We start from the raw sequence: 14,461 nt of genomic DNA, 5'->3' as shown, positions 1-14,461 counted from the left end.
CTGACGATTAACGATTTGGACAATGCAAGCGCGTCATCTGCCCCTGCCTGCCAGAGGGTGAAACCATCGTGACGCTGATGCTGACACATCCCGATTGCGTTGTCTGCATCCGGTTGGCCTTCCAGTTGTCAGCAGGCGAAAATGGATACAGCGCCGTTTGCTGCCACGCCTGCCGCCAGATCTGGAGATACTGGTGTCGTAATGCAAAACTGTGCATTAATACCCGCTGATAGCCTGACAGCGCGGTGACGATCATTACCATTAGAACCATCGCCACTAAAACTTCCGGGAGGCTAAACCCGCGTTGTAAATTCAGGGGATGCGACATAACGCCACCTCTTTTAACGGACAAAAATCACTCCAGCCGTGGGGAGAAAAGACAATACTTCCCTGAATGACGTTGCCCAAACGCCATAACGTCATGCTGTCATCTTGCGCCGCCATCACCACTTCATCCCCCGATAATCTCCGCAAACAGACCCTCGCTCCTGAAGGGGAATAGCGCCGACATTCCATTTCGGTTACGCCTGACCATAGCTGCCCCCGCCCCCATTCCAGCGCCGACTGTACGAGCGCCTGGCGTTGTATCGCCAGGCTCTGCGTCGTCACGCGGGCGGCATAGCTGGCCTGCTGCTGATTTACGCCTTGCAGTAGCAGGCTACCCAGAATCAGTATTAAAAGCGCCAGTATTAGCGAAGAAGCGCCACGTTCCCGATTCACAGATTAAATCCCGTTACGCTGTATTGCGCGTCAATAACCGTCTGAGGCTCGGCTTTGCTGGCGCCGCGCAGATGCAGCATGAGCACTGGCGAGAATCCCGTTATATCCCGTCGCTCAACGGTAAAAGCCGTGATGAGTACCGTATTGGGATCGGTCATTTTTTCCCATCCCTTCCCCTGGCAAGATGTTGCTCCGCGTAATGTTTCCAGAACGTTATCCTTCATACGGAACCCGGTCTGGTCGGCCTCTTTCGCCGGTATGGTATCCCAGACACCGTTATTATTTCCGTCCCACTGAACGATGACGCATTGCCCCTGTTCAGCAAGATGTAACCCTTCGCCAGTACAGTGGCCATGACAGTAACCCGCACGTTGAAGATGCTTCGCTACGGTATAGGTTCGCTGCCAGATTTCATCTTCCAGCGATAACTGTCGCGTGTTGTGCCAGATCTCACGCTGTAGCGCCGGTAAAAATCGTGCGGATCCAAGCAGTAAAATGGAACCTATCGCCATCGCCAGCACAACCTCCAGTAGCGAGAACCCCCGCGTGGTTATTGACACGTGGCGGCCTCGTTACGCTCGCATAGCCTGATTCGCCCCCAGGAGGAGACGACCAGACGCCACTCTCCGGCAGCGTTTTTCAGTACGATGTGCCCTGCCCATGCCGTATTGCGCAAGCCAAAGAAGGCTAACGATGGCGTGATATCGGCAAGGACGACATCACGCCAGTCGGGCGTAAACACAAAGGGGGAAGATGGCGTACACGATGTTTGCGTAGCAACAGAGCTGACAAAGCACCATGAACCGCCTTCGCTGACCACGCGAAGAATGTGATCGCGGTTATGCCAGTGAGCGTCCTCACGAAGTTGCAGCAGATAATCCCGCACCTGACATGCGGTTTGCCACAGGCGCTGTTGCTGCTGCCAACGTTGCCAGCCATAAAGTCCTGTGGCGCTGAGAATGATAATGAGCGACATCGCGACCACCGTTTCAATGAGCGTATAGCCTTGTTGTTTTTTCATGTCGGCAGTATGGCGGGCGGAAGAAAAATAACGAGCGCCAAATACAGATTGTTCGGCGCGTTACGGAAAAAAGTTCATGTCTTGCAGCGCGTTGCAAAATTTCAGGAATCCGCGCCGAAGATTGAGACAAAGGGTAAAAAAAACCGACGCGCGATGACGTCGGTTATGGCAGGATCGTCAACGCTTAGATAGCGACCGGCGCTTTAATACCGGGGTGCGGATCATAGCCTTCAATTTCGAAATCATCGAACCGGTAGTCAAAAAGCGAATCAGGTTTACGCTTAATGACCAGCTTCGGCAGCGCGCGCGGTTCACGGCTTAATTGCAGGTGCGTCTGCTCCATATGGTTGCTGTACAGGTGCGTGTCGCCGCCGGTCCAGACAAAATCGCCGACGTCCAGGTCGCACTGTTGCGCCATCATATGCACCAGTAACGCGTAGCTGGCAATGTTGAACGGCAGACCGAGGAACACATCGCAGGAGCGTTGATAAAGTTGGCAGGAGAGTTTTCCATCTGCGACATAAAACTGGAAAAAGGCGTGACACGGCGCCAGCGCCATCTTACCCAGCTCGCCGACGTTCCACGCAGAAACGATAATACGACGAGAGTCCGGGTCGTTTTTAAGCTGGCTTAAAACCGTGGCGATCTGATCGATATGGCGGCCATCCGGTGTTGGCCATGCACGCCACTGCTTACCATAAACCGGGCCTAAATCGCCGTTCTCATCGGCCCATTCGTCCCAGATGGTGACATTATTTTCGTGCAGGTAAGCGATGTTGGTATCGCCCTGCAAAAACCATAGCAGTTCGTGAATAATTGAACGTAAATGGCAGCGTTTCGTCGTCACCAGAGGAAAGCCTTCCTGCAGGTTAAAACGCATCTGATGGCCAAAAATGGAAAGCGTGCCGGTGCCGGTACGGTCGTTTTTCTGTGTGCCTTCATCCAGCACTTTTTGCATCAGTTCTAAATACTGTTTCATGGTTCCTCAGGAAACGTGTTGCTGCGGGCGGCGGCGATATGCCCAAACCATCATGATCGCGCCAGCGATAATCATCGGGATAGAGAGAATCTGCCCCATGCTGATGTACTGTACCCACGCGCCGGTAAATTGCGCGTCCGGCTGGCGGAAGAATTCAACAATGATACGAAACGCGCCATAGCCAATCAGGAATAATCCGGAGACTGCGCCCATCGGACGCGGTTTGCGAATAAAGAGATTAAGGATGATAAACAGCACCACGCCTTCTAATGCCAGCTCATACAACTGGGAAGGGTGGCGCGGCAATACGCCGTAGGTATCAAAAATAGGCTGCCATTGCGGATGTGACGGCAGCAGCGCAATATCTTCCGCGCGTGAGCCAGGAAAGAGCATGGCAAACCGGAAGTCAGGATCGACGCGCCCCCACAATTCACCGTTGATAAAGTTGCCCAGACGCCCGGCGCCCAGGCCGAACGGAATTAACGGCGCAATAAAATCAGACACCTGAAAGAACGAGCGCTTCGTGCGCCTGGCGAAAATAATCATCACCAGTATCACGCCGATAAGCCCGCCGTGGAAGGACATGCCGCCGTCCCAGACACGGAATAAATAGAGCGGGTTATCCAGAAACAGAGGGAAGTTATAAAACAGGACATAGCCAATACGCCCCCCCAGGAAGACCCCCAGGAAACCTGCATAGAGTAAATTTTCAACTTCGTTTTTGGTCCAACCGCTTCCCGGACGGTTAGCGCGACGCACCGCCAACCACATCGCGAAAACGAATCCCACCAGATACATCAAGCCATACCAGTGAAGCGCGACGGGCCCAATTGAGAAAATGACCGGATCAAAGTCCGGAAAATGCAGATAGCTACTGGTCATCTGTCACCACAATTTCTTGTTATTTCGCTGAAGAGATAGCGATTGATAAGCGCGCCTGCGCGTTGCAGACGCTCCAAAGGTGCGAATAATAGCACAAGGGTTAAAAGCGAGATGCCGATTACCGTTAAAAGATATGTATACGCATTGTCTTTCATCTTGCAGGCGTGTTGTCTGCGCCGTGAATCCACAGTCACTCTCTTTTCCCGCTCCAGTCGTTACAACCCTCCTCGAATCAATCCCCCCATCCCGCGGCGCTCCATAAACGCCGCCACCTGATGACGCACCTCGGTCGCCATCTGCGCCTCAAGGCTGCGTCTGGCAAGGGTTTGCGCGTCTTCAAAATCGATATGCCGCAGCAGATATTTCACACGCGCTACCGAACGGCCATTCATCGAAAGATGGCGATATCCCAGACCGATAAGAATCGCCACGCACATCGGATCACCCGCCATCTCGCCGCACAAGCGAAGATCGAGACCATGTTTTTCGGCTTCCTGCGCAATCATGGACAGTGCGCGCAGCATAGCCGGATGCAAACTGTCATAAATACTGGCCACGCGGGTATTGTTGCGATCTACCGCCAGGATATATTGCGTTAAATCGTTGGTGCCGACCGAGATAAAGTCGATCCGGTTAGCCAGATGCGGCAGCATAAATACCATGGACGGCACTTCCAGCATAATGCCGATACGCGGTTTCGGGATCGCATAGCCGATCATCTCCTCGACCTCGCGCCCGGCGCGTTCGATCAGACGCCGCGCTTCATCGACTTCATCAATACTGGTGACCATCGGCAACAAAATGCTGAGGTTGCCAGTCGCCGCATTGGCGCGCAGCATCGCGCGGACCTGGATCAAAAAGATCTCCGGCTGATCCAGCGTAATGCGGATCCCGCGCCAGCCCAGACACGGGTTCTCCTCGCTGATCGGCATATAGGGCAGTTGCTTATCCGCTCCCACATCCAGGGTCCGCAGCGTCACCGGTTTATCGTTAAACATTTGCAGCATCCCTTGATACTGCGCCACCTGCTCTTCTTCCGAGGGAAACCCGCTTTGCAGCATAAAGGGAATTTCAGTACGGTACAGGCCGATACCGTCGATCCGACTGCCTAACTTTTCCTCATGCTCGGGGCTGAGCCCGGCATTCAGCATCACTTTGACTCGCTCGCCGCTTTTCAGTTGGGCGGGAAGATTGACGTCGTCCTCCGCCAGACGACTGAGTTCTATCTCTTCACTAATGAGTCGCTGATATTCCTGAATAAGCACGGGTTCAGGATCGACCAGTAATTCACCGCGATAGCCATCCACCACCAACGTACGGCGATGTAGCACCGAAGGCTGGATATCCGCGCCCATGACGGTCGGGATACCGAGCGCGCGCACCATAATCGCCGCATGCGAGTTTGCCGCGCCGTCGCGCACTACAACGCCCGCCAGCCTGTCCTGCGGCAGCTCCGCCAGGGTGGTCGCCGACAGCTCATCCGCGACCAGAATAAAACGTTCCGGCCAGGCGTTTGGCCCCTGAACTGAATCATCAAGGTGGAATAACAGCCGCTGCCCCAGCGTGCGTAAGTCTCCCGCACGTTCTTTGAGGTAGTTATCGGTTAGCGCCGCAAATTGCTCGGCAAATTTTTCGATGATTTTTTTAACGGCCCACTCCGCAACAGCGCCTTTGTCGACCTCGGCGAAGAGTTCGCGACGCAGTCTGGCATCTGAAAGCAGGTGTGAGTACAGATCGAAAATGGCCGCCGTCTCTTTTTGCGCGCCGGCGGCAAAGCGTTTGCTGTATCGTCGGAATTCGTTCGCCGCCTCTTCCAGCGCGCCGGTCAGTCGTTCGCGTTCAAGAGAGGTATCCAGCGTAGACGCTTCGTAAACCTGTTCCATCAGCGGCATGGTCGCGTCTTGCCAGCCCGTTGCGATAGCCACGCCCGGCGCCGCAGGAAGCGCGCGGATTCGCGTCTGCCGGTATTGCCCGAACAGCGCTGTGACCTGCGACTGTGACAGGATAGCCGCCATCTGCGTAGCGAGCGTGACGAGGAAAGACTCTTCGCTTTCATCGTACTGGCGCAATTCGCGCTGCTGTACGACCAGCACGCCGAGAAGTTGGCGACGCTGAATGATCGGCACGCCGAGAAACGCGCGAAAACGCTCCTCTTTTACCGAAGGAATGTATTTAAAGCTGGGATGTTTTTGCGCATCGGCAAGGTTAATGGGCTCCGCCAGTCTGCCCACCAGACCGACGATCCCCTCATCAAACGCAAGCGCAACGGTTCGACCACGCGGTTTTTTCAACCCCCGCGTCGCCATCAGGTAATAACAGCGTCGGTCATGATCGGCCAGGTAAACCGAGCAAACCTCTGTATCCATCGCAAGACAGATATCCGTGACCAGAATATTCAGCGCCTCGTTCAGACGCGGCGCACTGGCCACTTTTTCGACTATTTCGCGCAGGCGAGTGAGCATAATTTGCGTGGCTTAACCTCTTTTACGTCGATAAGCAGGCGCGCTTTGTAGCTTAGGGGGATTATCCTGAAGCGCCATGACAACACTTGCAAACTCTTTCATTACCCTGCGGTAGACATCGCGTTTAAATGACACCACTTGTCGAACCGGATACCAGTAACTTACCCAGCGCCAGCCGTCAAACTCCGGCGTACTGCTGGTTTGCATATTGATTTCGGCGTCGGCGCTCATTAACTGCAAAAGAAACCACTTTTGTTTCTGGCCGATACATACCGGCTTTGTGTCCCAACGCACCAAACGTTTTGGTAACTTGTAACGCAACCAGTTGCGAGTAGAAGCAAGGATCCGCACATCTTTACGGCTTAACCCAACTTCTTCAAACAGTTCCCGGTACATCGCCTGTTCTGCCGACTCCCCTGGATTTATCCCGCCCTGCGGGAACTGCCAGGAGTGCTGACCAAATCGCCGGGCCCACATCACCTGCCCCTGACGATTACAAATTACGATACCTACATTTGGGCGGTAGCCATCGTCATCAATCACCGGACTACCTCAACATAAACCTTATATATGAACGATTGTTTCATACTCCAGTGAGGCGGTAAACCACTCTGTAATAGTGACACAGCCTAATAACAATTGAATAACTCACAGTAAATAGCCGAGTTATAAACAGATGATGACGCCCTTGCGCCATTTTATTCACCTTTTCTGTGGATATAGTTGTGAAGAAGTATGGAATTACCACGGGAAAACCCAGAACAGTCTGAATTCCTCATACTGGAGGCAGTAAAAATAGTTCCTTATATTCATTGTGTTATAGACAAATCTTACATGCCACCTTCATAAAGCGTGACCAGCATCACATCTAAGATCCTTATGCTGATGAAAGATCAACCAGCGTCGGTTTTATCCACAGATTGTGCCAATAACTTACGCACTATTTGTCTGAATTTTCGATTTTCGTCGCACGTCAAGGCTGTAAATGGAAACAGTAGTGGTGGTTTTACACAGTTATCCCAACTTTCTGTGGATAACATAGTGTAAGATCCTGTTTATTGTCAGTGACCAGAATTGGAAAACCCGCTTCAGCGTTGCGCAACACGAAGAAACAACACAAAAAAGGCAATAAAAATCAGTCTATTGAATATAAGACACAGAAAAAGATAAACTCTGCCCATACGGTATAAAATCACTGCTCACTTTTTGACCTAAGGTAATTGTCATGTCCGCTCTTTGTCCGCTACTGACTCCGCCTGCTTCGGAAGCATTGCTGTTAGCCCAGGCGCGGCAGCTTTCCGGCTATACGTTAGGCGAGCTGGCGGCGATGGCCGGCATTACCACGCCTAAAGATTTGAAGCGAGACAAAGGCTGGATCGGCGTCTTGCTGGAGATCTGGCTCGGCGCCAGCGCCGGGAGCAAGCCGGAGCAGGATTTCGCCGCGTTAGGCGTAGAACTGAAAACCATCCCGGTGGATAGTCTGGGTCGTCCTCTGGAAACAACCTTTGTTTGCGTGGCGCCGTTAACCGGTAACAGCGGCGTGACCTGGGAGACAAGTCACGTACGGCATAAATTGAAGCGCGTGCTATGGGTACCGGTCGAAGGCGATCGCAGCATACCGTTAGCCGAACGCCGCGTAGGTTCGCCGCTACTCTGGAGTCCGAGTGAAGAAGAGGACAGGCAGCTACGCCTCGACTGGGAAGAGCTGATGGACATGATAGTGCTGGGCCAAGTGGAACGCATTACCGCCCGCCATGGCGAAGTCTTGCAACTGCGACCCAAAGCCGCCAATGCCAGGGCGCTCACCGAGGCTATCGGCGCGCGCGGGGAACCTATTTTGACGCTACCGCGTGGATTTTATCTGAAAAAAAATTTTACGCAGGCGCTGCTGGCTCGCCATTTTTTATTGCAGAATCCGTAACGTCCGCTACGCGCAACTGCGCCTCCGCTATGGCTACGCATCGGGCCGACGCCCGATAAACGTAAGCGTATTGTCGCCGCTATTTTACACCGTTCCTGGTTGCGCAAATTCAGCCTGGGCTTTCGCCCGTCACTCGACGGGCCTATAATTACCGCTTCTTTTTTTGGCAGGACTTTGTTCGATGTTATTTGCATGGATAACCGATCCTAATGCCTGGCTGGCGCTCGGTACGCTGACGCTGCTGGAGATTGTACTTGGGATCGACAACATTATTTTTCTTTCTCTGGTGGTAGCAAAACTTCCTACGGCGCAACGGAACCACGCACGGCGGCTTGGGTTGGCGGCGGCGATGGTCATGCGCCTGGCGCTGCTGGCGTCAATCGCCTGGGTCACTCGTCTGACTAATCCGCTGTTTGAGCTTTTCGGCGAAGCGATTTCCGCCCGCGATCTCATTCTGTTACTGGGCGGGTTATTTTTAATCTGGAAAGCCAGCAAGGAGATCCATGAGTCCATCGAAGGCGAAGAAGAAGGGTTAAAAACCCGGGTTTCTTCTTTCCTGGGCGCAATAGTACAGATTATGCTGCTGGATATTATTTTCAGCCTTGATTCAGTTATCACAGCGGTTGGCCTCTCCGATCATCTGTTTATTATGATGGCGGCAGTCGTTATTGCCGTGGGCGTCATGATGTTTGCGGCACGGCCCATCGGCGAGTTTGTCGATCGTCATCCGTCGGTAAAAATGCTGGCGCTCTCCTTTCTGATCCTGGTTGGCTTTACCCTGATTTTGGAAAGTTTCGACGTTCACGTTCCGAAAGGGTATATCTATTTCGCCATGTTCTTCTCTATCGCAGTAGAGAGCCTGAACCTGTTGCGTAATAAAAAGAATCCGCTGTAATCCTGTCTCGCTCCCCCGCCGGGGAGCGAATACTCACTTTATTTCCTTTCTTCTCACAGATTAAGATTTTGCTGCTTCCGACATGCAGAGCTGCGCGTTATTACTAGACTATTATCAGACATATGATTAACAGACTATTATCAGATGCAGGCTATGTGAGGACAAACGGATGAAAAAGTGGGCAGTTGTAATTTCCGCAGTAGGGTTGGCTTTTGCGGTATCCGGATGCAGCAGCGATTATGTAATGGCGACGAAAGATGGTCGTATGATCCTGACCGATGGAAAACCGCAAGTTGACGATGATACCGGTCTGGTCAGCTATACCGATGCACAGGGAAACGAGATGCAAATCAACCGTGACGAAGTGTCTCAAATCATCGAACGTTAAGCAGTGGCCTGTGATCGAGGTCAGCGTTCTGCAAGCCTTCAGGCTGCGTCCCGTAACGGTGCGTGGCGACCACGCCCGGTAACAATTACGCCGCGTAGCCTGCAATTTTACTTTCCCTTTTGCCTTCCCTCTGCCATTTTTATTGTCCTTTGTCGGGAATTTCTGACTTCATAATAAAAAGGAAACGGCTATGCACTATCACCGTATACCCCACAGCTCGCTCGAAGTAAGTACGCTAGGGCTGGGCACAATGACATTTGGTGAACAAAACAGCGAAGCCGACGCTCACGCACAGCTCGACTATGCCATCGCAAATGGCATTAACCTTATCGACGCCGCCGAGATGTATCCGGTACCGCCGCGCCCGGAAACACAAGGGCTGACGGAATCCTATATCGGTAACTGGCTCGCCAAACGCGGCAACCGTGAAAAACTGATCATCGCCAGCAAAGTTAGCGGACCGGCACGTAATAATGATCAAGGCATCCGGCCTCATCAGGCGCTGGATCGTAAAAATATTCGCGAAGCGCTACACGACAGTTTGACCCGATTGCAGACCGATTATCTGGATTTGTATCAGGTGCACTGGCCGCAGCGTCCCACTAACTGCTTCGGTAAACTCGGCTATAACTGGACGGACTCCACGCCAGTAGTAAGTCTGCTGGAGACGTTAGACGCGCTAAGTGAGTTTCAGCGAGCGGGTAAGATTCGTTATATTGGCGTTTCAAATGAGACAGCGTTTGGCGTTATGCGCTATCTGCATCTGGCGGAAAAACATGACCTGCCGCGTATTGTCACTATCCAGAACCCCTATAGCCTGTTAAACCGCAGCTACGAGGTCGGACTGGCGGAAGTCAGCCAGTATGAAGGTGTTGAATTGCTCGCCTATTCCTGTCTGGCGTTTGGCACATTAACCGGTAAATACCTGAACGGGGCCAAACCCGCAGGCGCGCGGAATACCTTGTTCAGCCGCTTCACACGTTACAGCGGCGAACAGGCGCAAAAAGCCGTTGCCGCCTACGTCGATATCGCGAAGCGTCACAATCTTGATCCGGCGCAGATGGCGCTGGCCTTTGTTCGCCGCCAGCCGTTTGTCGCCAGTACGTTACTGGGCGCAACCACGATGGCGCAGCTCAAGACGAATGTGGAAAGTCTGCATCTGACGTTAAGCGAAGAGGTTCTGGCGGAGATTGAGGCGGCGCATCAGGTTTATACCTACCCGGCGCCGTGACGGTCAGTGCCCGGTGGCGCTACGCTTCCGGGCTTACAGAGACAATGTAAGCCGGGTAACGCGCACTCGCCGCCCGGCATATTCACTCAGTATGATGCCTGCCGGCGCTGCCAGATCCACAGCGCCGCGATCGCCAGCGCGAACAGCACGCCAAAGCCGATACCTATCGCCACTGCCGGAACGCCAACCAGCACCGCCAGCGAGTACAGTCCCAGCATTAATAGCATGGCGCTATTCTCGCCCAGATTTTGTACGGCAATGGCATTCCCGGCGCCAACGCTCTTCTTACCGCGCTCCTGGAGCAAGGCGTTGAGCGGCACCACAAAAAAGCCGCCCAGCATACCTATCAACAGCAACAAGGCATAAGCAGGCAGCAATGCGTGCTGTAATGAGAAGATCGCAACCACAACGCCAATCAAAATCCCGGCGGGCATACAGCGCGATACGGTCTCCAGCGTCACCAGTTTTGCCGCCGCACCCGCGCCGACCACAATGCCTACCGCCACCATGGCGTTCAGGTAAGTCGGCGTGGCGTTATCCGTAATGCCCAGCGCCACCGGCACCCACAGCACCAGCAGAAAACGCAGCGTCACGCCTGCGCCCCAGAATAGCCCGGTCCCCACCAGCGAAAAACGCGTTTCACCGTTACGCCAAAGGACAACGCAAGCGCAGAAGAAGCTACGCGTCATCGCCGACAACCGCCAGGATTGCCCTGGACGCGCCGCCACAAGCTTCGGGATAAACAGGTTCGCTGCCACTGCGCCAGCGTAGGCCAACGCGCAGGCAACCAGCGCGGCGATGACATGCCAGTCGGCCAATACGCCGCCCGCGACGGAACCGAGCAAAATCGCCGCAATCGTAGAGGCTTCCATCAGGCCATTGGCTTTCACCAGCTTATCGCCCGTCGTCAGTTCGCCCAGAATACCGTATTTCGCCGGAGAATAAGCCGCCGCGCCAATCCCGACCAACGTATAACCGACAAAAGGATTCACGCCGAGGCAGATACCTGCCGCTCCCGCCAGTTTAAGACCATTGGCGACCATCATCACCCGGCCTTTGGCAAAGCTGTCCGCGATCTGACCGACAAACGGCGCAAAAAGAATGTAAGCGCCCACAAACACCATTTGCAGAACAGGCTGGCTCCAGTCCGGATAAAACTGGGCTTTCAGCAGCGCCAGCGTCGCAAACAGCAGCGCATTATCGCCAAAAGCCGAGAGAAACTGCGCGACAATCACCGACAGCATCCCTTTCGACCAGATGGAGGTGTTAGTGCGTACTGACTCACTCATGATGTTGTTCCGGCGCATCCACCCAGCTTTTCAGCGTGACAAAATCGGGTTTTCCGCTGCCAAGTAAGGGAAGCTGTTTCAGATAACGGATATCGCGCGGGACGGCAAGTTCCGGAATACCGTGTTCACGGGCATAGTGCTGTAACTTTTCTCGGGTGAGTTCGCTGTCAGTCGTAAACAGTACCAGCGCTTCACCTTTGCTGGCATCGCTTTTAATGGCGGTAGCGTGCATTTTGTCCGCCGAAACGCCAAGCGCCAGTTGCTCGACCATCTCCAGCGAGACCATTTCGCCAGCAATTTTCGCAAAGCGTTTCGCGCGCCCCTGAATCTGCACAAAACCATTTTCATCGAAGCGTACAATGTCACCCGTGTCGTACCACCCGCGCTCGGTTTCGCCTCTGGCGTTTTCCGCTGACGGCACCTCCAGCACGCCCGGTTTTTCCACGCGCAGATAGCCATTCATGATATTCGGCCCTTTCAGCTGTAGCCGACCGCCGTTTTCAATACCGGGCACCGCCAGCAGACGCGCGTCCATGCCAGGCAGAATGCGGCCAACAGTACCCGGCTTAGCCGCCATCGGCACGTTAATCGAGACTACTGGCGCGCATTCCGTTACCCCGTAGCCCTCAAGAATGCGCAGACCGAATTTATCCTGCCACAGTTGTTTAGTGCTCTCCTGAAGTTTTTCCGCACCGGCCACCACATAGCGCAGGCGATAAAAATCATACGGATTGGCAAAGCGCGCATAGTTGCCGAGGAAGGTTGATGTACCAAACAGCACGGTACAGTTACGGTCATAGACCAGTTCCGGCACAATGCGATAGTGCAGCGGACTTGGATAAAGAAACACTTCCGCGCCGGTCAACAACGGCGTAAACAGGCCCACCGTCAAACCGAACGAGTGAAAGAGCGGCAGCGCCGACATAAAACGGTCATTGGCGGTGAAATCCGCAATCGTTTTTATCTGCTCGACGTTCGCCAGAATGCTTTTATGACTGTGCACCACCCCTTTCGGGTGCCCTTCCGAGCCGGAGGTAAAAAGAATGATCGCCGCGTCTTCCGGCTGCTGTTTTACCTGCGCCAGTCGCGGCGCCAGGAGGTGGGCAAAAATCCACAGCTTGTCGGCGGGCGTGACGTCCGCTTTTAAATCTTCCAGGTAAACCCAGCGAACCTGCGTTAGCTGCTCCGGCAGGTGCCACAATTTACCTTTATCGAGGAACTGGCGGGAGGTAAAAATCGTTTTAATTTCCGCCGCGGTAATCGCGCTGGTCAGCCCTTTTACCCCCGCCGTGTAGTTCATCATGGCCGGAATGCGGCGACGAGAAACCGCGCCGAAAATCACCGCCGCGCTGATGGCGGCATTCGGCAGCATTAAACCGATTTTCTCGCCCTCAACGCTGTACTTTTCCAGAATCCGGCCAACAAAAAGCGTCTTGGTCAGTAACTTACGATACGTATCCGGCGTAAAGTTAATGTCCTCAATACAGTTTTTACCTGCGCCGTAACGATATTGCGCCGCCAGCAACGATTCGTATAACGTCTCGCGCGGGCGCACCGCCATACGCGCTTCCATCATGATCTGGTGCAGCATCTCACCCGCTATCTTACGTCTGTCGCGCGCGCGCGGCGCTTCCGGCATCGGTATTTGCGTCGGCGGTAAAATATGAAGCTGAATGCGGGGGAATAAGCGCCGTTTAACCAGACCTTTAAGGCGACTGAAAGGCGTAAGCTCCGCGCCGTCAATACGGAGCGGAATGACGGTTGCGCCCGATTTTGCCGCCACAAAGCCTGCGCCGTCATAAATTTTCATCAGCGAGCCGGTCACGGAAATCCGCCCTTCCGGGAAAATCACCACTGGACGCCCCTGCTCCACCAGGCGCACCAGGTGTTTAATGGACATGGGTTTAGTGGGATCGAGCGGCACAAAATCGATCAGCGGCGTTAACCAGCGCATATACCATTGCTGGCTGATGGAGGTATATACCGCAAAGACAGGCCGTACCGGCAAAAACAGCGCCAGTAGCATACCATCGATAAATGAAACGTGATTGGGGGTAATTAAGACCCGGTTCCCCTGTAGCGCCCGGACATCGCCAGTGACGCGCACACGATAAAGCACGCGAAACAGGTTACGGAAAAATCCAAACAGCATTTCAACTCCCTTTGGCCGACAATTCGCTAAAACATGAATTGTGGCAGATTACACGAGTTGCGTAACAGGAGCGATAGCAAAATAGGTTCGAAAAAAAACCTGCGCATCCGCGCAGGTTGGTGCAAGAGACAGGTACGAAGAGCGTACCGAATAATCTCACCAATCAATACCTCTGGGATCTTGATTGTGGGCTTCGCGCGTCTGCATCGCCAGTCCGAAAACGCAAAGGAATAAACGGAAATGCAACGAGTTGTGTAAATTATCCGTTACTGTTACAGGTTCAGGCGAAACAAAAAAAAACCTGCGCATCTCTACGCAGGTTGGTGTAATTCGTGTGATCAACAATGACGTTGATTCCACCTATCAATACCTCTGGGATCACCACTCTATCAACCTGACTCGCTGGCCTGCCAGCAGACAATCGCAACAGCGCTTCGCAAACTGTAACGAAAGATTTGTATTGTCACTTTACAGACGCATTTCTCCCGTGCAGGTCACATTTGCCCGACACGGCGGGGCAA

General features: G+C 53.7%; 14 protein-coding genes. 4 read left to right on the top strand and 10 right to left on the bottom strand.

Annotation, left to right across the window (positions count from 1 at the left end; translation table 11 throughout):
* Positions 1–7 precede the first annotated feature (7 nt).
* From ACLJPE_RS11145 to rppH, 8 genes are all read right to left on the bottom strand, one after another.
* A complete protein-coding gene (locus tag ACLJPE_RS11145; protein WP_023205418.1) occupies positions 8–328 on the bottom strand; it encodes a prepilin-type N-terminal cleavage/methylation domain-containing protein in 321 nt (106 codons plus the stop codon).
* Positions 313–720, bottom strand: coding sequence for a DUF2509 family protein (locus tag ACLJPE_RS11140; protein ID WP_001078529.1), 408 nt, complete (start codon positions 718–720; stop codon positions 313–315). The genes ACLJPE_RS11145 and ACLJPE_RS11140 overlap by 16 nt, the downstream gene beginning before the upstream one ends.
* Positions 717–1,280, bottom strand: coding sequence for a prepilin peptidase-dependent protein (locus ACLJPE_RS11135; protein ID WP_000029156.1), 564 nt, complete (start codon positions 1,278–1,280; stop codon positions 717–719). The genes ACLJPE_RS11140 and ACLJPE_RS11135 overlap by 4 nt, the downstream gene beginning before the upstream one ends.
* On the bottom strand, positions 1,271–1,741 hold the full coding sequence (locus ACLJPE_RS11130; RefSeq protein ID WP_000744668.1) for a prepilin peptidase-dependent protein: 471 nt from the start codon (positions 1,739–1,741) through the stop codon (positions 1,271–1,273). Before ACLJPE_RS11130 ends, ACLJPE_RS11135 begins: the two co-directional genes overlap by 10 nt.
* Before the next feature lie 184 nt (positions 1,742–1,925).
* Positions 1,926–2,720, bottom strand: coding sequence for a thymidylate synthase (gene thyA, locus ACLJPE_RS11125; protein WP_023233405.1), 795 nt, complete (start codon positions 2,718–2,720; stop codon positions 1,926–1,928).
* A 6-nt stretch (positions 2,721–2,726) separates the two neighbouring features.
* Positions 2,727–3,602: a prolipoprotein diacylglyceryl transferase gene (lgt, locus tag ACLJPE_RS11120; RefSeq protein ID WP_000204645.1), complete on the bottom strand. Its 876-nt coding sequence runs from the start codon at positions 3,600–3,602 to the stop codon at positions 2,727–2,729.
* Between the two features lie 215 nt (positions 3,603–3,817).
* Positions 3,818–6,064 carry a phosphoenolpyruvate--protein phosphotransferase gene (ptsP, locus tag ACLJPE_RS11115; RefSeq protein WP_000957887.1) on the bottom strand — a complete coding sequence of 749 codons (2,247 nt, stop codon included), beginning with the start codon at positions 6,062–6,064 and terminating at the stop codon, positions 3,818–3,820.
* A gap of 12 nt (positions 6,065–6,076) precedes the next feature.
* Positions 6,077–6,607 (bottom strand): RNA pyrophosphohydrolase, encoded by a 531-nt coding sequence (gene rppH / locus ACLJPE_RS11110; protein WP_000564481.1) that lies wholly within the window; start codon positions 6,605–6,607, stop codon positions 6,077–6,079.
* 682 nt (positions 6,608–7,289) lie between these two features.
* On the opposite strand from rppH, the gene mutH reads away from it, so the two are divergent.
* The 4 genes from mutH (at position 7,290) to ACLJPE_RS11090 (ending at position 10,499) form a co-directional block, all read left to right on the top strand.
* Entirely contained in the window at positions 7,290–7,985 is a 696-nt protein-coding gene (gene mutH, locus ACLJPE_RS11105) for a DNA mismatch repair endonuclease MutH (RefSeq protein WP_001274930.1), read from the top strand.
* A 181-nt stretch (positions 7,986–8,166) separates the two neighbouring features.
* Positions 8,167–8,880, top strand: a complete 714-nt coding sequence (locus ACLJPE_RS11100; protein ID WP_000895635.1) for a TerC family protein — start codon at positions 8,167–8,169, stop codon at positions 8,878–8,880.
* 169 nt (positions 8,881–9,049) lie between these two features.
* Positions 9,050–9,268, top strand: coding sequence for a YgdI/YgdR family lipoprotein (locus ACLJPE_RS11095; protein WP_000758662.1), 219 nt, complete (start codon positions 9,050–9,052; stop codon positions 9,266–9,268).
* Positions 9,269–9,458: 190 nt separating this feature from the next.
* Positions 9,459–10,499, top strand: coding sequence for an NADP(H)-dependent aldo-keto reductase (locus ACLJPE_RS11090; protein ID WP_000558960.1), 1,041 nt, complete (start codon positions 9,459–9,461; stop codon positions 10,497–10,499).
* Between the two features lie 86 nt (positions 10,500–10,585).
* On the opposite strand, the gene lplT is transcribed toward ACLJPE_RS11090, so the two are convergent.
* Together lplT and aas are read right to left on the bottom strand one after the other, a co-directional pair.
* A complete protein-coding gene (gene lplT, locus ACLJPE_RS11085; protein ID WP_000004684.1) occupies positions 10,586–11,788 on the bottom strand; it encodes a lysophospholipid transporter LplT in 1,203 nt (400 codons plus the stop codon).
* Positions 11,781–13,940, bottom strand: a complete 2,160-nt coding sequence (aas, locus tag ACLJPE_RS11080) for a bifunctional acyl-ACP--phospholipid O-acyltransferase/long-chain-fatty-acid--ACP ligase (protein ID WP_000896101.1) — start codon at positions 13,938–13,940, stop codon at positions 11,781–11,783. The genes lplT and aas overlap by 8 nt, the downstream gene beginning before the upstream one ends.
* Between the last annotated feature and the right edge of the window lie 521 nt (positions 13,941–14,461).

Origin of the sequence: Salmonella sp. SAL04196 (genome assembly GCF_046550835.1) — a bacterium.
GTDB lineage: Bacteria > Pseudomonadota > Gammaproteobacteria > Enterobacterales > Enterobacteriaceae > Salmonella > Salmonella enterica.
This window is presented reverse-complemented; position numbering and strand designations above follow the sequence as displayed.